Source organism: Microbulbifer echini (assembly GCF_041447225.1).
GTDB lineage: Bacteria > Pseudomonadota > Gammaproteobacteria > Pseudomonadales > Cellvibrionaceae > Microbulbifer > Microbulbifer echini.
In genome coordinates this window covers 154,922-177,677 of record NZ_JBGMEL010000005.1, presented here as the reverse complement: position 1 = coordinate 177,677, position 22,756 = coordinate 154,922, and the positions used below count along the sequence as shown (strand labels likewise).

Annotated in this window: 23 protein-coding genes; 8 read left to right on the top strand and 15 right to left on the bottom strand. The window is 54.3% G+C overall.

The features are described from left to right. The first annotated feature begins 4 nt into the window (after positions 1–4). The gene (locus tag ACCI51_RS07050) at positions 5–1,306 is read left to right on the top strand and encodes a parallel beta-helix domain-containing protein (protein WP_371843095.1); all 1,302 of its coding nucleotides are present in this window, start codon (positions 5–7) and stop codon (positions 1,304–1,306) included. Then, complete coding sequence (locus ACCI51_RS07045) at positions 1,299–2,453, top strand: SO2930 family diheme c-type cytochrome (RefSeq protein ID WP_371843094.1); 1,155 nt, start codon at positions 1,299–1,301, stop codon at positions 2,451–2,453. The genes ACCI51_RS07050 and ACCI51_RS07045 overlap by 8 nt, the downstream gene beginning before the upstream one ends. A gap of 88 nt (positions 2,454–2,541) precedes the next feature. On the opposite strand, the gene ACCI51_RS07040 is transcribed toward ACCI51_RS07045, so the two are convergent. From ACCI51_RS07040 to rsxA, 7 genes are all read right to left on the bottom strand, one after another. Next, positions 2,542–3,252 (bottom strand): TetR/AcrR family transcriptional regulator, encoded by a 711-nt coding sequence (locus ACCI51_RS07040; protein ID WP_371843093.1) that lies wholly within the window; start codon positions 3,250–3,252, stop codon positions 2,542–2,544. Positions 3,253–3,604: 352 nt separating this feature from the next. After that, a complete protein-coding gene (locus ACCI51_RS07035) occupies positions 3,605–4,318 on the bottom strand; it encodes an electron transport complex subunit E (protein WP_371843092.1) in 714 nt (237 codons plus the stop codon). Beyond that, a complete protein-coding gene (gene rsxG / locus ACCI51_RS07030; protein ID WP_371843091.1) occupies positions 4,318–5,022 on the bottom strand; it encodes an electron transport complex subunit RsxG in 705 nt (234 codons plus the stop codon). Before rsxG ends, ACCI51_RS07035 begins: the two co-directional genes overlap by 1 nt. Continuing rightward, complete coding sequence (rsxD, locus tag ACCI51_RS07025) at positions 5,022–6,074, bottom strand: electron transport complex subunit RsxD (protein ID WP_371843090.1); 1,053 nt, start codon at positions 6,072–6,074, stop codon at positions 5,022–5,024. The genes rsxG and rsxD overlap by 1 nt, the downstream gene beginning before the upstream one ends. After that, the gene (gene rsxC, locus ACCI51_RS07020) at positions 6,074–8,101 is read right to left on the bottom strand and encodes an electron transport complex subunit RsxC (RefSeq protein ID WP_455363773.1); all 2,028 of its coding nucleotides are present in this window, start codon (positions 8,099–8,101) and stop codon (positions 6,074–6,076) included. Before rsxC ends, rsxD begins: the two co-directional genes overlap by 1 nt. 116 nt (positions 8,102–8,217) lie before the next feature. Further along, a complete protein-coding gene (gene rsxB / locus ACCI51_RS07015) occupies positions 8,218–8,832 on the bottom strand; it encodes an electron transport complex subunit RsxB (RefSeq protein ID WP_371843088.1) in 615 nt (204 codons plus the stop codon). Between the two features lie 9 nt (positions 8,833–8,841). Beyond that, the gene (gene rsxA, locus ACCI51_RS07010) at positions 8,842–9,417 is read right to left on the bottom strand and encodes an electron transport complex subunit RsxA (RefSeq protein WP_299580149.1); all 576 of its coding nucleotides are present in this window, start codon (positions 9,415–9,417) and stop codon (positions 8,842–8,844) included. A gap of 393 nt (positions 9,418–9,810) precedes the next feature. On the opposite strand from rsxA, the gene yghU reads away from it, so the two are divergent. Then, a complete protein-coding gene (gene yghU, locus ACCI51_RS07005; RefSeq protein WP_371843087.1) occupies positions 9,811–10,689 on the top strand; it encodes a glutathione-dependent disulfide-bond oxidoreductase in 879 nt (292 codons plus the stop codon). A gap of 58 nt (positions 10,690–10,747) precedes the next feature. Here yghU and ACCI51_RS07000 read toward each other — a convergent pair whose 3' ends face one another. From ACCI51_RS07000 to ACCI51_RS06985, 4 genes are all read right to left on the bottom strand, one after another. Further along, the gene (locus ACCI51_RS07000) at positions 10,748–10,990 is read right to left on the bottom strand and encodes a hypothetical protein (RefSeq protein ID WP_371843086.1); all 243 of its coding nucleotides are present in this window, start codon (positions 10,988–10,990) and stop codon (positions 10,748–10,750) included. Beyond that, positions 10,968–11,453, bottom strand: coding sequence for a hypothetical protein (locus tag ACCI51_RS06995; RefSeq protein ID WP_299580140.1), 486 nt, complete (start codon positions 11,451–11,453; stop codon positions 10,968–10,970). Before ACCI51_RS06995 ends, ACCI51_RS07000 begins: the two co-directional genes overlap by 23 nt. Positions 11,454–11,488: 35 nt before the next feature. Then, on the bottom strand, positions 11,489–11,737 hold the full coding sequence (locus tag ACCI51_RS06990) for a hypothetical protein (RefSeq protein ID WP_299580137.1): 249 nt from the start codon (positions 11,735–11,737) through the stop codon (positions 11,489–11,491). Between the two features lie 170 nt (positions 11,738–11,907). Then, the gene (locus ACCI51_RS06985) at positions 11,908–12,864 is read right to left on the bottom strand and encodes a D-2-hydroxyacid dehydrogenase (RefSeq protein ID WP_371843084.1); all 957 of its coding nucleotides are present in this window, start codon (positions 12,862–12,864) and stop codon (positions 11,908–11,910) included. Positions 12,865–13,012: 148 nt separating this feature from the next. Between ACCI51_RS06985 and ACCI51_RS06980 the strand changes: the two genes are divergently transcribed. Further along, on the top strand, positions 13,013–13,915 hold the full coding sequence (locus ACCI51_RS06980) for an EamA family transporter (RefSeq protein WP_299580131.1): 903 nt from the start codon (positions 13,013–13,015) through the stop codon (positions 13,913–13,915). Between the two features lie 9 nt (positions 13,916–13,924). On the opposite strand, the gene metG is transcribed toward ACCI51_RS06980, so the two are convergent. Then, on the bottom strand, positions 13,925–15,952 hold the full coding sequence (gene metG, locus ACCI51_RS06975; RefSeq protein WP_371843083.1) for a methionine--tRNA ligase: 2,028 nt from the start codon (positions 15,950–15,952) through the stop codon (positions 13,925–13,927). A gap of 211 nt (positions 15,953–16,163) precedes the next feature. Here metG and apbC point away from each other — a divergent pair, with 211 nt between their 5' ends. Beyond that, complete coding sequence (gene apbC, locus ACCI51_RS06970; protein WP_299580125.1) at positions 16,164–17,315, top strand: iron-sulfur cluster carrier protein ApbC; 1,152 nt, start codon at positions 16,164–16,166, stop codon at positions 17,313–17,315. A 794-nt stretch (positions 17,316–18,109) separates the two neighbouring features. Further along, the gene (locus tag ACCI51_RS06965; protein WP_299580122.1) at positions 18,110–18,502 is read left to right on the top strand and encodes a hypothetical protein; all 393 of its coding nucleotides are present in this window, start codon (positions 18,110–18,112) and stop codon (positions 18,500–18,502) included. 5 nt (positions 18,503–18,507) lie between these two features. Here the strand turns inward: ACCI51_RS06965 and trhO are convergent, their stop codons facing one another. Next, positions 18,508–19,509, bottom strand: coding sequence for an oxygen-dependent tRNA uridine(34) hydroxylase TrhO (gene trhO / locus ACCI51_RS06960; RefSeq protein ID WP_371843082.1), 1,002 nt, complete (start codon positions 19,507–19,509; stop codon positions 18,508–18,510). A gap of 150 nt (positions 19,510–19,659) precedes the next feature. On the opposite strand from trhO, the gene ACCI51_RS06955 reads away from it, so the two are divergent. Further along, positions 19,660–19,968 carry a baseplate wedge protein 53 gene (locus ACCI51_RS06955; RefSeq protein WP_299580116.1) on the top strand — a complete coding sequence of 103 codons (309 nt, stop codon included), beginning with the start codon at positions 19,660–19,662 and terminating at the stop codon, positions 19,966–19,968. 347 nt (positions 19,969–20,315) lie between these two features. Next, positions 20,316–20,855: a hypothetical protein gene (locus tag ACCI51_RS06950; RefSeq protein WP_371843081.1), complete on the top strand. Its 540-nt coding sequence runs from the start codon at positions 20,316–20,318 to the stop codon at positions 20,853–20,855. 164 nt (positions 20,856–21,019) lie between these two features. Here the strand turns inward: ACCI51_RS06950 and ACCI51_RS06945 are convergent, their stop codons facing one another. Next, positions 21,020–21,421 (bottom strand): 3D domain-containing protein, encoded by a 402-nt coding sequence (locus ACCI51_RS06945; protein ID WP_299580110.1) that lies wholly within the window; start codon positions 21,419–21,421, stop codon positions 21,020–21,022. Positions 21,422–21,939: 518 nt separating this feature from the next. Continuing rightward, the gene (locus tag ACCI51_RS06940) at positions 21,940–22,692 is read right to left on the bottom strand and encodes a tetratricopeptide repeat protein (RefSeq protein ID WP_371843080.1); all 753 of its coding nucleotides are present in this window, start codon (positions 22,690–22,692) and stop codon (positions 21,940–21,942) included. Positions 22,693–22,756 lie beyond the last annotated feature (64 nt).

Sequence of the window (22,756 nt, the reverse complement as noted above, 5' to 3'; positions counted from 1 at the left end):
AACCATGAAGAACTTGCCCTACGCTGGGATAGCTCTCTCTTTATTGCTGACATCGGCCTGTGCCCCGGATAAACCAGTACAGTCAAGACAATCAGAAACTGCTATCGAATTTCAAAAAAATCTACTGAGACAACTAATAGCCGCCAAACCCGGTGACATTATTCTCATCCCAGAGGGGGAATTTAAAATTGATCGCAGTCTCTCTCTCAATGTGGATGACGTCACTATTCGTGGTGTGGGCATGGATAAATCCATTCTCTCATTTAAAAATCAGATACAGGGTGCTGAGGGACTGTTGGTCAATGCGAGTAATTTCACAATTGAGAATCTGGCAATAGAGGACACTGTGGGTGATGCTCTAAAGATCAATGAGGGCGAAAATATTGTTGTTCGCAATATCCGCGTTGAGTGGACTAATGGGCCGGCTACCGAAAATGGGGCCTATGGTATTTATCCAGTGCAGACAAAAAATACTCTGGTCGAAGGCTCAGTAGCTATTGGTGCATCGGATGCGGGAATTTATGTGGGGCAGTCTCGAAATGTGGTAGTGCGTAATAATCGAGCTGAATTTAATGTGGCAGGTATTGAAATAGAGAATACGATTGGCGCTGATGTTTATGGCAATGTGGCCACCAATAATACGGGTGGTGTTCTGGTTTTTAATATGCCCAATCTGCCGCAGCCCGGGCATAGTACGCGTATTTATGAAAATAAAATATTCAAAAATAATGTAGAAAACTTTGGGCATGAAGGAACCCCGGTAGCTGCGGTTCCGGCGGGTTCGGGTATTGTTATTAACTCCAATGATCGAGTCGAGATTTTTGACAATAAGATTGCGGAAAACGATACCGCGAACATCGTAATAAGCAGTTATTTTACTGCTGGATATTACAGTGATAAATCCACACAAGTAGATTTTGACCCATACCCTGAGGGTATTTATATCTATGATAATGAGTTTGTTGGCGGGGGAGGGGCACCGGATCACTTGGAGCTGAAAGCGCTCAGGCTAGCTCGTTTTGGATTGGGGGGAAGTCTCCCGGATGTACTTTGGGATGGCGTTATCGATCGTGAAAAAATGTCTGATGGATCTCTGCCAGAGCACTTGAAGTTGTGCATTGATAATGCCGAAGCGGGTATTCTCAATATAGATTTTTTAAATAATTACCAGAATATTTCTACCGATATCTCGGCGCATCTATGTCATCTGGAAAAATTGCCCCAAATTGTTCTGAATTTTGACGAGGCACCTGAGGAGCGCAAGGAGGGCGATCACCTGGCTATTTTGGAGGGACGCAATGAATAATAGCGTTTCCTGGGGTGGTGTTTGCCTATTAATAATGGGGGCAGTGACTCTTCTCTTTGGTGGCTGTGACAAGCATCGCCCCCCAGTCACCCTGTTTTCTATGGATACCATTCCAGAAAGACTCAGCGACTGGAATCTGGTCAATATTATTGACGGCGCTTTTATACCTAATGATCGGGTACTGCCATATGGATTGAACACTGGGCTTTTTACCGACTATGCGCATAAATTGCGCACAGTGTGGATGCCAATGGGGACTTCAGCAAACTATGCTGAAGAGCAGTTTGATTACCCGGTGGGCACGGTGCTTACCAAGACTTTTTATTACCCCAGAGGGGCAGGAGAAACCGTTGTCCGTACCGACAGTTTTGCCAGTGATTATGTCGTTGGGCGCAGGGGGGAGGCGCTGGATATGCAGGCGGTACGGTTGGTGGAGACCCGCCTCCTGGTAAAGCGCGAGAATGGCTGGCAGGCGATACCGTATATTTGGAACGCGGAGCAGACAGAGGCGGTTTATGAAATTGCCGGTGATATCACGCCCCTCAAGCTTGTGGCGGATTCTGGGGAAGTTTCCACATTTACCTATGTCGTGCCCGATGCCAATCAATGCGCTGGATGTCATGCCGATAACTTCACCGGAAAGGAAATTTCGCCACTCGGGCCCAGAGCGCGCCATCTAAACAGGACTTATCCCTACTCTAGCGGGACAGAGAATCAATTATCGCATTGGCAGAAAGCAGGCTATCTCAGAGGCGTTCCCGAACTGGCCTTACTACCCAGCCTGCCCAGTTACGCCGATACATCGAAACCTCTGGAGAATAGGGCGCGAGCCTACCTCGATATCAATTGCGGTCACTGCCACAATCCGGCCGGTGCGGCGGATACCTCGGGATTGATGCTTCACTACAGTGAGACAGACAGGCGTAAACTGGGGCTGTGTAAACCTCCGGTTGCGGCCGGTACTGGCAGCGGGGGGCGGGTGTTCGCCATAGTACCGGGAGAGCCTGACCACTCTATTTTGAACTTCCGCGTCGAGTCCAGAGACCCCGGGGCAATGATGCCGGAGCTGGGGCGCAGTCTGGTACACGAGGAGGGGGTAGATCTGTTGCGCCAGTGGGTGGCGGCGATGTCGGGGAGCTGTTCCTAGGCCGTTGAATTGCTTCAGGTGACTGGAGAAGTCGGGAAGCGGCACAGTGCGCTGTCACTGTGCCGCGGCCTGAAGAGCAGCATAGATTTCAGCCGTAAGCAGCGCTCTCGGCAATTTGAGTAGCCGTTGCGGGAATGAGGCCGCGTACCATCATGGTCACTGTGCGCTCGAGTAATGGGGAGTCCAGAGCAATGGAGCTACTCAGGATCTCGTACTCAAGCTTTAGGATCGTGCCATGAGCGATTTGTGCGGCAGCCTCTGCATCGGTTATACCCAGCAGGTGGAAGAATTCCTGAATCAGTGACTCTCTTGCATGGTTCGACATGCGTACAGCTCGGGTCAACTGCTCATTGCGCAGCGCCTCGTTGCGGAACGCCAGTTCGACAAGGCGGCGGTCTCGATCTTCCGCCTGGTTGCGAACATGTGTCAGGATAAAGCGCGTCAGCTGTTGTACTAATAACTTGTGACTACTGCTCGATGCGCGCTCTTGGGCTGATAGATTGCGCGCCGCACTAAAACTCTCTTCCTGAAGTTGACGCGTACTTTCCAGTCCCTGTTCGACAAAATAAGTGAATGAGTCACTGATTAAGTCGTTAAGGTCTTTAAAATAGTAGGTCGTTGCAGCCAGGGGCACATTGGCTTCGCGGGCTACGGCGCGGTGGCGAATACCGCGAATCCCTTCTTTTACGATGAGTCGCAGGGTGGCCTCGAGAATGGCCTTGCGGCGCAGGCGGCTGTCGGCACGCTGTGCGCGGCGGCCGTGGTAGACCAGATCAGACTTTCCGTTGTCTACAGTCATAGCAGTTTCCCTGTTCTTTTTGCGTTGGCACCGATTGTTCTAGCAAGCTGTTCGGTCGTGCCATTCTAGCCAAACGAATTCAAAAAGAGGCAATAAAGCTATTACATTTGATTACATGAAAGTTGCACCAGTTAGGCACTTTATAGGCGACTCGCTTGCGCGAAGATCCTTAAATTGGTGCAAATTTCTTCGCGGGGTATTTAGGGCATTGCGAGATGGAGAAATAGGCGTCAAGTGGAGGGTATTTTGACTCAGCGTTAGAGAATGTTTTCTCGAAATAGCTCGGCGACAATCGATTAGCATTTATTACACTAAAAAATTGTCGCCTAGAATGAGGGCCGCCGCTGAGGTTTTAAGAAATTTTTCCGGTAACCCGCACGCGTTTGGTGCCAGACACAATTTTGATCTGCTGGCTACGGCGGCGTTCAATGCCCGTATCTATGGCGTTCTTTGCTGCGATCAACAGTCCCGCTACCAAAAATGCTCCGGGAGGTAGCACTGCCACTAAGACTCCGGGGTAGTCACTTCCCAGTAATTGCAGTCCCCAATCTTTGGCCATAGGGCCTAATAGTAGATCCATATCGGAAAATAGTGTGCCTTGGCCAAGTATCTCCCGCACGGCGCCAATAACAATCAAAACTGCCGTGAAGCCGACCCCCATCATAAAACCATCCACCAATGATGGCAGGACCGGGTTTTTACTGGCAAAAGCATCGGCGCGGCCGAGAATGGCACAGTTGGTGACAATCAACGGAATAAAAATGCCAAGTACCAAGTAGAGTTCATAAGTGAAAGCCTTCATCAATAGTTCGACACAGGTGACAAAGGTGGCGATGATCATGACCGACGCGGGCAAACGCACGGTGTCGGGCATTTGTCGTCGAACCAAGGAAACCGCCAGATTGGAGCAGGTGAGTACGCCAGTGGTGGCGAGGCCGAGGCCAATCGCGTTGACCACGGAACCGGTAACGGCCAGCAATGGGCAGAGCCCCAGTAGTTGAACCAGTGCGGGGTTGTTTTTCCAGAGCCCATTGTGGGTAATTTCTGCGTAAGCGGGGGTTGCCATCAATTCTGCTCCGTTTTGGGCTGGGCCCCATCTGAGTTCTCTACTTCGGGGTTCTCCACCTCCACTGCGCGCTTCGATACTGGCGCATTGAAAATCTGCTGGTGGTTTTTTGCGACATACTCCAAAACCTGGCGCACTTCATTGACGACTGCGCGCGGAGTGATGGTAGCGCCGGTAAATTGGTCGAAGACACCGCCGTCTTTCTGTACCTTCCATTCACTGACAGGAGGGTTTTTCAGAGAAAGGCCATCGAACTGGAGTATCCAGTCGCTTTTCTTCAACTCCACTTTATCGCCGAGCCCAGGGGTTTCGCTGTGGCTGGTCACCCGCACACCGGCAATGGTGCCATCGCGATTTATACCCACCAGCATTTTGATGGGGCCCGAATAGCCGTCTGGTGCTATCGCCGGGACAATAACCGCTGAAATTTTTCCGTCCTTGCCGCGCGCCAAGTTGATATCGCCCCCCTGGGTAAGTCCCAGCTGACTCCAGTAGGTCTTGGGGATTGGGTAGGTGTCCACGAGCAGATCATTACTGTGCCTGTCGAGGGGGATGATCTCCAACAATGCCTTGGCTGAGGCCGCGCGTATGGCGCGCTCGATAGGCTCGCGGGTGGTAATTTGGGTCACTGCCAAAGTGCCGGCGGTGATCAGGGCGAACAGAGTCAGCACAACGGCATTGGTGGCCATAGACTGCTTGAGCATCAGTGCTCCTCCAGATCGGTGGCGCGACGTGCCCGCTTATGGCCATAGGTGCGTGGCAGGGTGTAATTGTCGATCGTGGGTGCGGCAAAATTCATCAAAAGCACGGCGAAAGCGATGGCATCCGGGTAACTGCCCCAGGCGCGAATAATATAGGTGAACAGCCCCACGCCGGCGCCAAAGATCAAGCGTCCTTTGTTACTGGTACAGCCACTGACTGGGTCGGTGATGATAAAAAAGGCCCCAAATAGGGTGGCGCCGGAAAAGAGATGCAGCAGGGGCGAGCCCTCGGAAAGGGAGCTGCCACTGTCATAGAAAAACAGGGATATCACGGTTAGCATGACGAGCATGGCCACCGGCGCATGCCAGGTGATGATGCCGCGAAATAAGAGGAAGAGCCCGCCTAGCAGGAATCCGAAACTGATCGTTTCCCAGCCGACTCCGGCGAAGGTGCCTTTATTGAATACCGGCTCCATTTCATACAGTTGTGAGAGTAGGACCGACTCGTTGAGGCGCACGATCTCCAGGGGAGTGGCGCGGGTAAAGCCATCGACGTTATAGCTACCAAAAACCAGAGAGAATGCCTCGCCGATATCCGGCGCGCCGCCGATTATATCCGCCGCACCCACCCAGCGGGTCATATCCACCGGAAAGCTGATCAGCAGTACGACATAACCCACCATGGCCGGGTTGAACGGGTTGTAGCCCATACCGCCATACAGGTGTTTGGCCAAAACGATGGCCACCGCACTACCCACCACCGGCAGCCACCAGGCGCAGTAAGGGGGCAGTGCGATACCCAGTAGCAGAGCCGTGACCAGTGCGCTGTAATCCCGCAGATAAAAAGCTACCGGCCGGTTGCGCAGCTTCATGACAGCGGCTTCACACAGCAGGGCGGTAATAATGGCGAGCGCAATGTTGATAAGCACGCCGATGCCAAAATAAATCACCATGGCCAATACGCCGGGTGCGGTGGCGGCGGCCACCTGCAGCATGACCTTGGCGGTGTGGTCACCGGAGAGGGCGTGGGGGGAGGAGGCTCGCATCAGAGACATTAGTGACGACCACCCTGTGCGGCTTGTTGCTCGCGCATCTTATCTTCCAATTTTTTCTGCAACTTTTCCAAAGCGGTTTCGAAGGCCGCCAAATTAGCATCATTTTCATCTCTGGCTTTTTGCAGGCGTGCCTCAGCTTTGCCGAGCCGCTTGCGCAGTGCCTCGATGTCCGCGGCGAGTTTATCCGCATCGCTCAGTTGTGCGCGGGCTTCGGCTGAGGCCCGCGCCTTGGTGATGGCGCGCACTGCGGCACTGGTTTCCCCTTTATGGGGCTCCCGAGTGGGGTCGCGGTCGGCGCGCCGCTTGGCCAGAGTGAGCTTGTGTTCGGCCTCCTGCCGTTTCAATTGCGCAGCTTTGAGCTGGGCCTCCAGTTGGGCGCGCTGACTTTCGTCGGCGCCTTCCAGCTTGCTGCTCAAGCGCTCGACGCGGCTCTCGGCACTGGAAAAGGTGCGCTGGGCGCGGGCGAGCAACTGCTGAGGATCTTCCTGGCGGGATTTGACTCGCGCCAGGGCGGCGCTGACGATATCCGCCTGCTGTTTGCTCTCTTTGGCCGCTTCCGATTCGGGACTCTGCTCGCGCTGTTGGCGCGCCAATTCAGCGGCTTTGCGGCGGGCTTCACGCTTGGCTTCTTTTTCCTTCTCCGCCCTCTCCAGGCGAAGTTTGCGAAACTCGAAGCGGTCGCGAGCGCGATCGGATCTCTCTTTTTCTTCTTCCGCCAGGCGTATGGCCCCTTTGGCAGCGCGGTAATACTGCACCAGGGGAATCGTGCTGGGACAGACGTAGGAACAGGCGCCACATTCGATACAGTCGAATAGGTTATAAGCTTGTAGCTTTTCGCGCTCATCGGCGCGCGCATACCAGTACAACTGTTGGGGTAACAGTGAAGCCGGGCAAGCTTCGGCGCAGTAGCCGCAGCGAATGCAGGCGTTGGCAACTGGCGCCGGTGGTAGCTCTTTATTGGTGGGTACCAACAGGCAGTTGGTGGTTTTAACCACCGGTGCGCTTTCATCGTCGATCGTATAACCCATCATGGGGCCGCCGATAACTACCTTCTGCATCAGCCCGCGGTGAATGCCGTGGTGTTGGAGGATATGGCGGATGGGGGTACCAATGGGCACCTCGATGTTGCGTTGCCGCTGCAGAGCCTGTCCGACTACGGTGGTGACCCGGCTGATCAATGGCTCTCCGAATCGTACGGCGCGATAAACAGCCCTGGCGGTACCCACGTTCTGGCAGACAATACCGACATTGGCCGGTAGGCCTTGGTTGGGTACTTCGCGCCCGGTAAGAATCTGGATCAGTTGCTTTTCGCCACCGGAGGGATACTTAGTGGGGAATACCACAATGTTGAAACGTGTGGCCTTGGCAGCCTCGCGCATAGCCGTAATCGCTAGGGGCTTGTTGTCTTCGATTCCGATTAATACCCGTTCCGGTTCGTCGAGGATGTAGGCGAGGATAGTGACCCCGGCGATAATCTCCTCGGCGCGCTCGCGCATTAGCATATCGTCGGCGGTAATGTAGGGTTCACACTCGGTGCCATTGATAATCAATGTGTCGATTTCAGCGCCGCCGTGGGGGTCGAGTTTTACTGCTGTGGGGAAACCCGCCCCACCCATCCCGGCGATGCCGCAGTCGCGGATTTTTTCCAGCAACTCTACCCGGTTGAGCTGGGTATAGTCATCACAGGGCTCCAGCTCACACCAGCGTTCCTCTCCATCGGTGCGAATAACAATGCAGTCCTCGGCGAGTCCCGAGGGGTGGGGAACGGCGCAGGGCTCAATGGCTACGACTTTTCCGGAGCTGGGGGCGTGTACCGGACAGCTGATCAGTCCGTCTGCTTCGGCAATTTTCTGGCCTTTCAGCACATCGTCGCCGAGTTTGACCAGAGGTAGGGCCGTGGCGCCGCTGTGTTGCAGCAGGGGCACGATCAGGTCCTCGGCTAAGGGGATAGTGCCGATGGGTTCGCTGGTACTTTGTTTTTTGTTTTCCGGTGGGTGAACGCCGCCGTGAAAATCGTTGGGGCGCAATTCACGCGCCTTTTCGCTGGCGATTAATTGCGCTTCGCGGGCGGCGCGACGCTCCTCTACAGCCTCACGCTGGCGGATTTTTTCCTGCTGTGAGGTCAAAGTCTCTTTCTCGGGGTTCAAACGGTACCTCCCCGGTTGTCTGCTTGAGCGGTGCGACGATCGGTGGCAATCAGTTGGATACCATCTTCGGGCTTGTGTGGGTGCCAGCCCTGCAGAGGCATTTCCACCGGCACCATATCGATACAATCCACCGGGCAGGGCTCTACACAGAGGTCACAGCCGGTGCACTCATCGGATATTACGGTGTGCATATATTTGGCCGCGCCGGCGATCGCATCTACCGGGCAGGCCTGGATGCACTTGGTGCAACCAATACACTCGGCCTCGCGGATAAAGGCCACTCTTTTTACATCTTCGACACCGTGTTCTGCGTCCAGGGGCGTGGGCTCCATATCCAGCAGGTTGGCCAATTCGTTGATGGTGGCCTGGCCGCCGGGCGGACATTTATTGATGGCATCGCCATGGACAATGGCTTCAGCGTATGGGCGACAGCCGGGGTAGCCGCACTGACCGCACTGGGTTTGCGGCAATAGGGCGTCGACCTGCTCTACCAGGGGGTCGCCCTCCACTTTAAAACGGATGGCGGCATAGCCCAACAGGGCGCCAAATACCAGAGCCATGCCGCCGAGTACCAGCAGGGGGTAAGAAATTTCAGAAATCCAGTCCAGCATTGTGCAACCCTATACCAGACCACTAAAGCCCATAAATGCCAGGGACATCAGCCCGGCGGTGACCATACCGATGGCCGCGCCGCGAAAAGGCAGGGGCACATCTGCGGCAAACAGGCGTTCGCGCATGGAGGAAAAAAGAATCAATACCAGCGAGAAACCCACGGCGGCGCCAAAGCCGTACAGGGTGGATTGCATAAAGGTGTGGGCCTTCATGGTGTTTTGCAGGGCCACACCGAGTACCGCGCAGTTGGTGGTGATCAGCGGTAGGAAAACGCCCAGCACCTTGTACATCAATGGACTGGTTTTCTGAATAAACATGCGGGCGAATTGCACGACGACCGCAATCACCAAAATAAAGGAAATGGTGCGCAGGTACTCGATACCAAACGGTTCAAGCAGATAGGTATTCACTAAATAGGAGCAGATCGAGGCCAGCGTGAGCACAAAGGTCGTGGCGCCGGCCATACCTACGGCGGTCTCCAGTTTGTTGGAGACGCCCATAAACGGGCACAGCCCGAGAAATTGCACCAACACATAGTTGTTGACCAGGATGGTGCTGAGCAGGATGACTGCAAATTCGGTCATAACAGGTCCGGTTGAAGCCCTTGGGCAAAACAGTGCGAGCACCCAGGCGGAGTCTTGGTATCCCGGTGAGGGGCTTTGGGCCTGGGGCTCCGTCGAATGTCGCGCAGGGCCGGTATTATGGGTGAGTCGCTGGGGGCCTTCAACTCGGCGACATATCTTCTGGCAGCCAAGACCTCAGTGCACCCCGTCGCCACAGCCATGGCGACGGGGTGGCGCGTTCCCAGCCGGCTTGGGCTATGGATTTGAGAATAGTTGGCGCATGGCTTCGGGGGCGCGGTTACTTTCACGCAGCCGTTGGTGGTTTACACAGATTTTTTGGCGCAGCCCTTTACTCCCGAGAGCGATGGCCTTATCTCTATTGGATAAACCCATAACACCCGTTGGAGCTTTGTAATGCCGGATTCACCCTATACCCCGCCGAAGGTTTGGAAATGGGAGGCGGAAAGTGGAGGGAACTTCGCCAAGATTAATCGCCCGATAGCAGGCCCTACTCACGAAAAGGTATTGCCACAGGGCAAGCATCCGATGCAGCTGTATTCGCTGGGGACCCCCAATGGCGTCAAGGTCACGATTATGCTGGAAGAGCTGTTGGCACTGGGGTTTGAGGGCGCGGAGTACGATGCACACCTGATTCGTATCACTGAGGGCGAGCAATTTTCCAGTGGCTTTGTGGAGATCAATCCTAATTCAAAAATCCCGGTCCTGGTGGACCACAGTACCTCACCGCCAATCCGGGTATTTGAGAGTGGCTCTATTCTTCTCTATTTGGGGGAAAAATTTGGAGCTTTCCTGCCACATACTCCGGAGCAGCGCACGGAAACCCTCAACTGGCTGTTTTGGCAAATGGGGTCGGGGCCCTACCTCGGGGGTGGCTTTGGGCATTTTTATGCCTACGCGCCAGAGAAGCTCGAGTATCCAATCAACCGCTTCACCATGGAGGTTAAGCGGCAGATGGATGTATTGGATCGACAGCTGGCCAAGCACTCTTTTATTGCCGGGCGGGAATTCACTATTGCGGATATCGCCATCTGGCCCTGGTACGGAGCACTGGTACGCAATGAAGCCTACGATGCCGGTGAATTTCTCCAGGTCGAGAGCTATAAAAACTTGGTGCGCTGGTCTGATGAAATTGCGCAGCGTCCGGCAGTACAGCGTGGGCGAATGGTCAACCGCACCTGGGGAGATCCCAGTGAACAGCTGCACGAACGTCACGAGGCTGGTGATTTTGAAGAGAAAACCCAGGATAAAATTACGGGGCAGGGCGATGAGTAGTCCGGCAATGAAAATCTGATACCGGTACGCGAATCAGCGGATGGTCGATTTGCTCTCCCTAGAATGTGCGCAGGGAGAGCGCCAACTGAATCATCTGTGAGGTGCGCGGCAGCTGCCAGATTTTCTCGAGGATAAAGCCGGCGGCAAAGGCCAGGCCTAGGATGACCGGCAGAGGCACGTTTCCTAGGTGTTGATTTACTTGCCGCTGTTGCTGGCCAAACAGCATTAATGCGCTGCGTCGCTGTTTTTCGGCATCGTGTCGGCACTGTGCAATTTGCTTATTTAATTGTCTCAGCGACATCGTTTAGAGCCTCTCTCACCTGTCGTTTGGTCTCTTCAAAGCCCAGCAGTGCGCGTAGTTTGCGCTGGTAAAATAATATACTGATAAAAATACTGATCTGTATGAGCAGGAAGGTGGCAAAACCTATATATACGGATTGGGTGAAATAGTAGATAAGTAACCCCAGGCCGCCGCAAAAGCTAACGAGCAGAGCGGTGCCCAGAGGTACCAGCATCAGCTGCAGGAAAATCAGCCGCTTGCCCGCGGCTAGGGTTCTCTCTAACTCCAGCTGAAAAAGCTGCTGAATATTTCTCAGCCATGCGCTCAGTAAGGTTAGAGTGGCCTCGGCACGCGCCAGGGTTTCCTCCAGGCCGCCACTTGCGCCGGGGTCTTCGGGGGGCTCAGAGGAACCGTCCCGACCGCGCTGTTGCGCGGCCGGATCGGAATTCTCACTGGGTCCATGGCTTTTCTTTCCATTGCCCATCTGCGGTTTCCTTACCGGTTAAAACGGGAAACGTCTTACTTGAAAAGCTTCGCGATTGCCCAGCCGACCACAAAAGCACAGCCGACCGCTAAGATCGGTCTTTCCCGCAAAGAAGACTCCGCCTTTTCCATTACATCCGTAGCGCGCTGTCTCTGTTGCTGTACAGAAGATTTAGCCTTCTGCCTGATATTTTCCGCAGCATCCGAAGCGGCCTCTCCTGCGAGATTATAGGCCTGTTGCAGCTTTTCCCTGCTGGAGTTGTGTGGAGATCTTGCAGTTGCCATCGAGTTGCTCCTTTTCAGGGGTTGATTGCCGCAGAATTCTATAGTCGCGGCGATCAAATCCCAGAGGCAATTGCCCTATTTTTAGGGCAATTAAAACTAACCTGAGCACTCTTTGTTGGCTTTAGTTATATCTCTGTTTTCAGACTTAACTAATGGCGTGATCTTGCACTTTATACGCGGAGTTCCCGCTTCCAGTTTTTTATATTGTTCGCCACACCATTCAGCAGGCGCTGGCGGCTTTCACGGCTGATCCAGGCATTGTGGGGGGTGATAATCAGGTTGGGAATGTCACGACTCAACAGCGGGTGGCTCGCCGGTGGTGGCTCTTCACTCAGAACATCCAGTGCGGCACCGCCGAGCTTTCCGTTGCGCAGCGCGTCGGCCACAGCCTCTTCGTCAACCAGGCCGCCGCGGGCGGTATTTACCAACAGCGCGCCGGGCTTCATAGCGTCGAGAAAAGCGCGGTTAATAAATTTTTCGGTCTGCGGGCTGAGAGGGCAGTGCAGGCTGATAACATCGGATTCCGTTTTTAATTGTGCCAGTGGAACCCTGCCTTCACACTTTCGGTCTTCACGCTTAATGCCACGCAAAGACTCTGCCACCAGCACTCGCATATCGAGGGCTTCCCCCAGTTTGGCGACCCTTTGCCCCAGCGCGCCATAGCCGATAATACCGAGTGTTTTACCGGCCAGCTCCACCACGGGGTAGTCTAGCAAACAGAAAATTTCCGACTGACTCCAGCGGCCTGCCATCACATCCTGATGGTATTGGTGCCAGCGGGAGGCGAGGGCGAGGATTAATGCCAGGGTGTGCTGCGGAACCGAGGCACCGGCGTATCCCTGCACATTTCGCACGGAAATATTGAGGTTCCGTGCGGCTTCGAGGTCAATATTATTGGTGCCAGTGGCGCACACACAAATCAATTTTAGTGAGCCGGCGCGCTCCATGTGAGCGCGATTTAAAACGACTTTATTGGTAATGACCACGTCCGCACCGGCGATGCGTTCGGCGGTCTGCGCAGCGGAAGTCGTTTCGTAGAAATCCCAGTGGTCTAGACTGTTTATCAGGGCCTGTGTGTCCAACTCCCCCAGTTTCATTGTCATTGCGTCCAGAAATACGCCGCGCATGGAATCTCCTTAATTTCCTGTGTGAGATAGCGGCATGCTACGGCAGAGAGTGTCGAATGCAATGGCTTTCCTGGGGCTGGCGGCAGGTCACGCATGGTTGGCTACGGTTTGATGACGGGCCTTTCTGTCGCATATGAAGAGGGCCCTAATGGGAATATCGTTAACCGCAGCATCACTGGTTCTTATTTCAGCATTTCTTCACGCGGGTTGGAATTTACTGGGAAAATCCCGCGCTCCCTCTCCAGCTTTTTTTTGTATCGCCTCCCTCAGTGTGGGCTTGCTACTGCTTCCTCTTTGCCTGTGGGTACTGTCTCAGGCGGATTCACTACCGGGTAATTTCTGGCTGTTGCTACTGGGCAGTGGTTTTTCCCAGATGGTGTATATGGGTGGCCTGGCTCTGGCTTACCAGCGCGCCGATATCGGTCTGGTGTATCCCATCGCGCGGGCCCTGCCGGTTCTTCTGGTCGCGTTGGCGACGGTGTTGCTGGGGCAGGTTTTACCCTGGGTTGCTTGGATGGGGATGCTATTGGTGACTATCGGTTGCTTATTGGTGCCGTTGGTGTATTTCCGTCAGTGGCACTGGCGGGTTTATTGGAGAGCGGATTGCGCCTGGGCTCTGGTGGCGGCTCTCGGTACCGTGGGATATTCGCTGGCGGACAAGGGTGCGTTGCTTTATTTGGAAGTGGCGCTGGATGGAGCAGTGGCCCCCCCGGTTATGGCGTACGGCTATTTGGGGCTGCAGTTTTTTGCCTGCGGGGTCTGGTTACTATGCAGTTGTATGGGGCGAGTAGGCCGCGCGCAGTTGGTGCAGAGCCTGGGGGATTTGAAGCTGGGGGTTGTGACCGGCTTGATGATGGGGGCAACCTATGGCCTGGTGCTCTTGGCGATAACTATGACGGACAATGTGAGCTATGTGGTGGCCCTGCGCCAGCTCAGTATCCCGTTGGGGGTGGGGTTTGCGATCTGGCTGCTGAATGAGCCGGCACACAGGCCCCAATTACTGGGGATGGGGCTGGTGTGTGCCGGATTGATTGCGGTATCCCTGCGCTAGGGCGGGCAATTACATTACGCGCATACCAGGTTTAGCACCCTCGTGGGGCTCCAGAATCCACAGATCTTTGCCGCCGGGACCGGCAGCCAGCACCATTCCTTCACTCACGCCAAAACGCATTTTGCGCGGTGCCAGGTTGGCGACCATCACGGTGTGTTTGCCCTCCAGGTCTTCCGGCGCATAGGCGCTTTTGATGCCGGCAAATACCTGGCGGGTCTCGCCGCCCAGATCGAGGGTCAGACGCAGCAGCTTGCCGGCGCCCTCGACATGCTCGGCTTTGGCAATGAGCGCGATACGCAGATCCACCTTGGCAAAATCGTCGAATTGAATCTGCTCGGCGATGGGATCGTCGGCCAGTGGGCCGGTGGCCGCTTTGGTCTCGGCCTGCAGCTGGGCCAGGGATTCCTGGGCCGCTTCCATAACGGCATCTACCTGTGTTTTTTCCACTCGTTGCAGTAGGGGCTTGAACTTTTTGATCTCGTGGCTTGCGAGCGGAATGGTGGCGCTGTTCCAGTCCAGCGCGCTGTTGAGAAATTCGGCGGCTTTTGCTGCGGTGTTGGGAAGTACCGGAGACAGCCAGGTCATCAGCGCGCGGAACATATTCACGCCCTGGGAGCAGATCGCGAGGACCTCTGCCTCGCTGCCTGCCTGTTTAGCCAGGGACCAGGGTGCCTTATCGGCAATCCAGGCATTGGCGGCATCGGCCAGGGCCATAATGTCGCGCATGGCGCGGGCGTATTCGCGCCGCTCAAAGCCATCGGCGATACGCGGGGCGGCTTCGACAAACTGATTCCACAGGGACTCGTCGGCCAGTTCTGCAGCCAGTACGCCGCCGGACTTGCCGACAAACTTGGCGGTGCGCGAGGCGATGTTGACCACTTTGCCGACTAGGTCGGAATTGACCTTGGCGATAAAGTCGTCGAGGTTTAGGTCCAGATCGTCCACACCGGCGGTGAGCTTGGCGGCAAAGTAATAGCGTAAATACTCCGGGTTCAGGTGATCCAGGTAGTTGCGGGCATTGATAAAGGTGCCGCGGGACTTGGACATCTTTTTGCCGTTTACGGTGAGGAAGCCGTGTACGCACACCTTGTTGGGGGTGCGGAAGTCTGCAGAGTCGAGCATCGCCGGCCAGAAAAGGGCATGAAAATTGACGATATCTTTGCCGATAAAGTGGTAGACCTCGGCGTCACTGTCTTTTTTCCAGTAGTCGAGCCAGTCGCTACCGTTTTTATCGCAGTAGTTTTTCAGGCTGGCCATATAGCCGATGGGCGCGTCCAGCCATACGTAGAAATACTTGCCCGGTGCATCGGGGATTTCAAAGCCAAAGTAGGGTGCGTCGCGGGAAATATCCCACTCCTGTAGACCCTCTTCCAGCCACTCGGCCAGCTTGTTCGCCACTTCATCCTGCAGGGTGCCGGAGCGGGTCCAATTGCGCAGGAACTCGGTAAAGGCGGGCAGGGTGAAGAAAAAGTGTTCGGAGTCTTTTTCTTCCGGAGTCGCGCCGGAAATCGCGGAAACCGGGTCGATCAGTTCTGTGGGGCTATAAGTGGCGCCACAGGCCTCGCAGTTGTCGCCGTACTGGTCCGGGGTACTACAGCGCGGGCAGGTGCCTTTGATATAGCGGTCCGCCAGGAACAGTTGTTTCTCCGGGTCGAAAGCTTGGGTGATGGTGCGCGAAGCGATATGCCCATTATCGCTGAGTCGGCGATAAATCATGGCCGACAGCTCGCGGTTCTCCTCGGAATGAGTGGAGTGATAGTTGTCCACGCCGATGAGGAAGTCGGTGAAATCCCGCTCGTGTTCCGCCTGCATATTGGCGATATGCTGCTCCGGAGTCAGGCCCAGTTGTTCGGCCTTGAGCATGATCGCAGTGCCGTGCGCATCGTCGGCGCAGATATACAGACAGTCGTTACCGCGGGTGCGCTGAAAGCGCGCCCAGATGTCGGTCTGGATATATTCGAGTATGTGGCCCAGGTGCAGGGAGCCATTGGCGTAGGGGAGTGCGCTGGTGACTAGGATTTTGCGCGTATCGGGCATCGGTTATTCCATCGCTGTGGGTTGCGGCCGGGGGCTCCGCTGGAGTGGCCGGAGATCGTCAAAAGACGGCGAAATATAGCAGATTTGTGCTATGCCGGGGAGGTGTGGAACAAGCTGCACAGAAAGCGGCTGGATTAATCCAGCCGCTGGCGCTGGGCCGTTTCATCCGACACAATGCATTTCTGATAAGAAGCGCCGAGAGGGAGATACCGTGAGCGATCATCACCACGATCATGAAGAGCTATCAAAGGAAGTACAGACCGAATTGGAGCGTCTGGCAGAGAGCCTTGGTCAGTTGCAGGACCCGGCCAGTGGTCTGCCGCTGGATGAACTGGATGCAGATATAGAAGTGGGCTACGAGGAGGCAACCGTTTATGTGGGTATTACCCTCGGCTATCCCTGTGCGAGCCAGGAGGCACTGTGGCGCAAATGGGTCACAGAGGCCTGTGAACCTCTGTTGAGGAGCGGCCCCCTGGATGGCAGTGGTCTGCAATTTGAACTCTTCTGCGATATCCCTGCGACCTCTTCGACCAATGCTCCGGAGCCGCTGCGCGGGGTGAAGAATATTGTCGCTGTGGCCTCAGGCAAGGGCGGTGTGGGTAAGTCTACCACTGCGGTGAACCTGGCCTTGGCCCTGGCGGCGGAAGGCGCTCGTGTGGGGCTGTTAGATGCTGATATTTACGGTCCCAGCTTACCGACCATGCTCGGTACTGAAGGCGTAAGGCCACACGTCAAAGAGCAGAAATTCTTTGTGCCGGTAGACGCCCTGGGCATTGAGACCATGTCCCTGGGATATCTGATGACAGAGGAGACGCCGGCGGTCTGGCGCGGGCCGATGGCCAGTGGCGCCCTCAACCAAATCCTCACACAGACACTCTGGTGCGATGCGAAGGAAGAGCTGGATTATCTGATTGTGGACATGCCCCCAGGCACTGGAGATATCCAGTTGACTCTAGCGCAAAAAACCACGTTGGCGGGAGCGGTGATTGTCACTACCCCCCAGGACCTGGCGCTAAAGGATGCCATCAAAGGGGTGGAAATGTTCCGCAAAGTATCGGTGCCCGTACTCGGTATTGTTGAGAATATGGCTCTACACACCTGCTCTAAATGTGGCCACAGTGAGCCGATCTTTGGCTCGGGGGGCGGGGAGCGTATTGCCACGGAATACAACACCCACTTGCTTGGCGAGTTGCCACTGACACAAAAAATCCGCTCCGATATCGATAGCGGTCATCCCAGTGTGGCCTCTGATCCGGAGGGTGAGATTGCCGGTTTCTACCGGGATATTGCTCGCAAAGCCGCTGCCCAGGTCTGGCTCAATGCCAGCAGCGATGAGGAGTTACCGGAAATCGAAATTAGTTGAACCCAATCGCGATACCGATCACAAAGCATTAAATTTTTATTTTTTACAGTTTTTTGCTGGGTGAAAACTCCCTATATTGGGCCTCTCTTGGCGCCCCTTGCGGATTTTCTTTTCTGCAAGGGGTGCTTATCATCAAGAAGTCGGGCTTAGCGCCGGCCATTGTGTTTTTCCCAGTGGCCAGTAAAACGGCTTTAAAAATATTTTATTTATTGCATTTTCGTATCTGCAGCGCCTTCGCTCGAGGTGGTGTGCCTGATAGTCTTTATTAAGTCAGTGCTAAATTAATCGTTAGTTTTTTAGTATTGTTTTGCAGGTCGCCAACACGGTGCAAACGTTAATGGCAGTTTCCTGCATGGCCGTTCAGATTCTGCCATTGTTGCAAGAAAAATTAAGTATTTATGCTGTATTTTCCTTGGTGATCGTTAACTTAAGGATACCTTGAATCACTCCGTGCTCTCTCGCAAGCTCTACGATAAGTGGGGCTTGAGTCGTGCGGAAATTAGCTTTTTTTATTCAAAGCTTCCTAAATTTTGTGGTTTTGATTTTTTGCATAATGCAGTGCGAATACTCAAAACAGTGGTGGCCATCCAATGGAATCACCGGGGCATTCCGGTTATCCGTGAATTAGGTGCAGTAGTCCGGCACAGACTCTCTGCGCTGAGTGGTAAAAATCAGGAGTGTGCAAACGTTCCCAAAGCGAGTTTTACTGCTAGGCCCAGCGGGGAACACAACAGGCATTGCAGTAGCTGTAGTCGATAAAAATAACAATGACAAAAGCGCGAGTGCTTTCATTCATGAATTTTCATATCAGCTATCGACCGATAGGGGGCATAGCGCGGGTATTATTTTACGGACCCATCGGGTTTGCCGAAAAAATGGAAGCCGCCGCCCGTTTAGTAGAAAAATACCGCCACCGTGTACCCCTTCGGGTGCTGTTTGACATGCGCTATGCGCGCTCCAGGGTGACCCTGGAGGAGCAGAGACAGTTCACCAGTTTTATTGCGGAGCATCCGGTACTGCGGCGTGCCTATATTGCCGTCTTACACCCTCGAGGCCGCTGCACATCGCCGTTGGCGACCGATGGCACCTGCCTGTGCCGGCACAGTTCGCGGGAGTTTGTAGCCGAAGCTGAGGCGGAGGCCTGGCTCACTCAGATTAAGAGCACCTCCAGGCCTGTACTGGTCTGAAGGGCTTATGCCTGCTGAGCTTTGGCCTGCTCGGCCTCTGCTTGGCGTCGGCGCTCTTCTTTTTTCTGCCGTCGTTTGGCGGCGGTCATATCGCGAGCGTCCTGGCCCATGTGCTTTTCACCGCGTTTTGTCGCCAGCTGGATCTGCTTTTCCCGCTCGCGGAAACGGCGGCGATCCGCATCACTCACCTTGTCGTGACAGTGGGGGCAGCTAACGCCCTGCTCGAATTGTTTCGACTGTTGGTCCTCTTCGGTGATGGGCATGCGACAGGCGTTGCACTGATCGTACTGGCCCCGTTCCAGGTCGTGGTTGACGGTTACGCGCTCATCGAAGACAAAGCACTCGCCCTCCCACAGAGATTCCTCTTTGGGCACTTCTTCCAGGTATTTGAGGATGCCGCCATGCAAGTGGTAAACCTCATCAAAGCCCTGTTCCTTCATGTAGGCCGTGGACTTTTCGCAGCGAATACCGCCGGTGCAGAACATGGCGACCTTTTTGTGCTTGGTCGGGTCCAGGTTCTCTTTGGCGTACTGGGGGAATTCACGGAAGGTTTCGGTGTTAGGGTTGATGGAATCTTTGAAGGTACCCACTTGGAATTCATAGTCGTTACGGGTATCCACCACAACCACTTCCGGATCGCTGATCAGGGCGTTCCAATCTTTGGGTTTGACGTAGGTGCCCACTACTCGGCGGGGATCAATGCCCTCTACACCCATGGTGACAATTTCTTTCTTCAGCTTGACCTTGCTGCGCAGGAAGGGCGCTTCGCTGGTAAAGGATTCTTTGTAGTCCAGGGTGGTGAGGCGCTCATCGGACTTTAAGTGGGCCAGGAGCGCGTCTATCCCGTTGCGGGAGCCCGCAACGGTGCCGTTAATGCCCTCGCGGGCCAGTAACAGGGTGCCACGCACCTGATTTTCCAGCATAACGTCAAGTAGGGGCGTGCGCAGAGACTCAAAGTCCTCCAGGGTGACGAACTTGTAGAGTGCGCAGACAATATATGGATCCATGGTACTTCCTCAAATGCAGGCCGGAGCGTAAATCCGGGGCAGAAAAAATCGCCGCGCATTTTATCGCAAAAAAAACAGCTTGTCGTACATTTAGCAAGCGCTCCCGGCGCTGCCTCGGCACACGATATTGGTTGACCGGGGGGCCGCAACTTGTCAAAGTTCTGGCGGAAATTTCAGGGTCATAACGAGGTGAACCCCATGGGCGAAGAATTTGCACCAAAAGAGTCGGAATTGAGCCAGATCTACCGCGAAGGCGATGTGTCTGTGCAAATCGATATTTTCGAAGATGACGAGGGCGGCTGGCTGCTCGAGATCGTCGATCAGCACAATAATTCCACAGTGTGGGAAGACACCTTTGAGACCGAAAAGGAAGCTCTCGAGGAAGCGTTGGACGCACTGCGCGAAGAGGGTATTTCCACCTTCGTTGGCCCTGTTCAGGAAACCGGTGGCAGCTGGTAAGTCCGCAGTCCCCAGGTTGGGAGCGGGCGGCAGCGGCCGCTACCCGGCTTAAGCGACAGCTTGAAATACCCTGTCTTGGCCCATGTCTCAATAGGCAGACTGAATAGTACCCTGCTCCCTTGGTCCAATAACGCTGGTATCTCGTTGGTCAGCGTGTAGTGAGCCGTCTTATTCGGTATCCCCAATTGAGGGGGTTTTCTCTCCTTCCGCCCCAATTGTAACTGCTATGGTTATGGTGAAGGGAATCGCGACTGTGTGACAGCACACCCCAATCACAGCGCCGTCGCGAGGTAACAGCGGAGCTTTTGTCTCCGACGGTGCTATCTATACCAGCGGTTGCCTTCGCCATGAAACTGCGCTGTGTTCTTATCCTGGTCTGTCTACAGACCTCCCCCGCCTCGCTCTTCGCTGACGCCTTAACCACATCCGGTCGGCAGGTTATCTCTACAAACCTCAAAGAGGTTCGCCTTGTCGCCGAACTGCATGGTTTCGCAATAATCGCGGGGCGGCACTGCACCGATTGTGATGAAAATCTGGCGATATATATCCGGCGGATCGCTCGTCCGGGGGAAAGCACTGGCAGTGCGCCGCAGAGGGGGGATTCCGATCGCTATACCTACCCGGGTAAATACGTGGACTATATGACGAAGAAACTGGTGGAAAAAACCCGGATGTTTTACGGCTACTGCTACGAGGGACAGCCTTCACTGCTATGGCTGACCGAGTACCGCTCAGGTGATAAGTGGGTTAAATCTGAATACTTAGTTTTGCTCGGTGACGGGGGGCTGAAGCACCGCTTTGTAGAGGGGCAGCAGCCGAGTTTGGCTCACCTGCAGCGTGCCCAGTGTGAGGAGTTGCCGGGTATTTTTGCGGAAATGGAGCCCTAATAGGAGTTTTTCAATAACGTCTGGCTATCGCGAAGATAAAATTGGTTATGTCTAGATGTGGTGATTCACTGACTTCGCTTTTCCGGCCGCTCCCTATCCCCTGTAACAATAAAAAAACCCCGCTGGAGGGCGGGGCCAAAAGGGTCGTTGAAATCAGTTCTGCTTTACTTTACCGGCTCAAAAACTATTTTCAGTTTTTTCTTGCCCCAAGCGCGAGCTTTACGGATATCTTTTTCCATCCACACGTCAATACGGTTTGTGAAACGTTTATTCATACGGTCACGCACAGTGTAAGTACCGGGCAGACCTTCAATTCTTACTTTGGCACCGTTGGTCAGACCGTGTTTTTCCAAGTCACGGGAAACGGCGATAATTTTGTCACCTGGGCGCAGGCGGTTGTTCCAGGCAGCTACCCAGGGATCGCTATCCGTCTGGCCAGGTACCGAGTTGTAGGCCGTGGCGTCGACGACCATGGTTTTCTTAAGTGCCGCTGATGCATTGACACTCACACCAATAGCGAGCAGGGCGGCGATGAAAAAAGCAGTGTTACGCAGAGTCTGTTTCATGATGTCCCATTACCTCCAGGAATCAAATTGTCACAAGCCAAAAGGCGCTTGTGAAATCTCCAAGTGTTTTTGGAAATAGCTGATCAATATTTAATCAACGCTGGCTATATTACTGGGGAATTAGGGGGAGGCAACTTTTTCTTATTTGGCGACAAGTACCCTCAGGCAATGGCCGGGTATTGTGTGTTGGGAAAATCAATAGCCCTAAAATGCCTAAAAAATCAGTTTTTTAGTTTTATAAAAAATAATTATTGGCAAAAAATTTCTTAATAAGCTGACTTTATCAGCAATTCATTTTTCAGATAAAAATTGGACTGACAACGATGTCATTCTACATCTGGCTCAAATCAACGCGGACTGGCTTTCTAATACTGGAGAAAAAAAGTAAAAAATTTCCCTAAAACTATTTGTGACTGAAGCTCCAAAACTGTCAGATTCTGCAAAAAACAGCGCTTTAAGTCGGGAAAACTTCTTCGTCACTGCTCTTTTTGAGAAAAAAGAAGGGTTAAATCCTCGCTCTAAAGTGTGGTTTCCCGGTTTTGTTGGACGGGCTCCACCTGTTGGCGAAGAGCGGCCAAATAGTCACTATCTTCTTCCAGGTCGGGCAGTTTGTGTTGTAAGTCCAGTTGTACCGCTTTTTCCAGCCAGTTAATGGCTTCCTCAAGGTTTCCCTGCCATTCACAGACCTGGCCCAGGTTGAAGTAAGTGATCGCCAAGTTGTGCCACTCCCGCTGGTTTAGCAGTCCCTCCACGGCGCTTTTATAGAGAAGGTAGGCGGTATTTAGCAGTTGCTTGCGTTGCGTGGCCGTCTCTTCGCTGGCGGCTTGGCGGTGATAGGTGTGTGCCAGGGCAGAGCGAACCCTAGCGCTTGAGTGTGGAAGCTTGGCACCGGAATCCAGGTAGCGGAGAACAGATTCGAACTGTGCCCGAGCCAGGGGGTAGAGATCTGGTCTTGATTTGGCCCCCAGCGCGTTGAGGACTATGCCGTAGCGATAGCGCAGGGCGTGCTGTTGGGATGGATAGGATACGAGGGCGGAAATGGCTTTTTCGTAGAGGGGCAGTGCAGCGCCAAAGTCCCCTCTGCGGGCGAGAGCCTCTGCCTCACTGACCCAGTCGATGGCGCCCTGAGTATCATCATCATGGGCGCTGGCGCTATGGGGCTGTGTGTTGTTTTGTCGATTAACCGAAGTGATCAATAGAGCCGATAGCAGCAGAGTTAGGCTGAGGATTAGATAAAACAGGGTTTGTAAATTCGGCAGTTGTTTTGGCATAGGGAATTTCCGCGCTCGGCCCGGGGGACTGTAAGGGGCCGCAGCGATGGGCCCCTTACGTCAG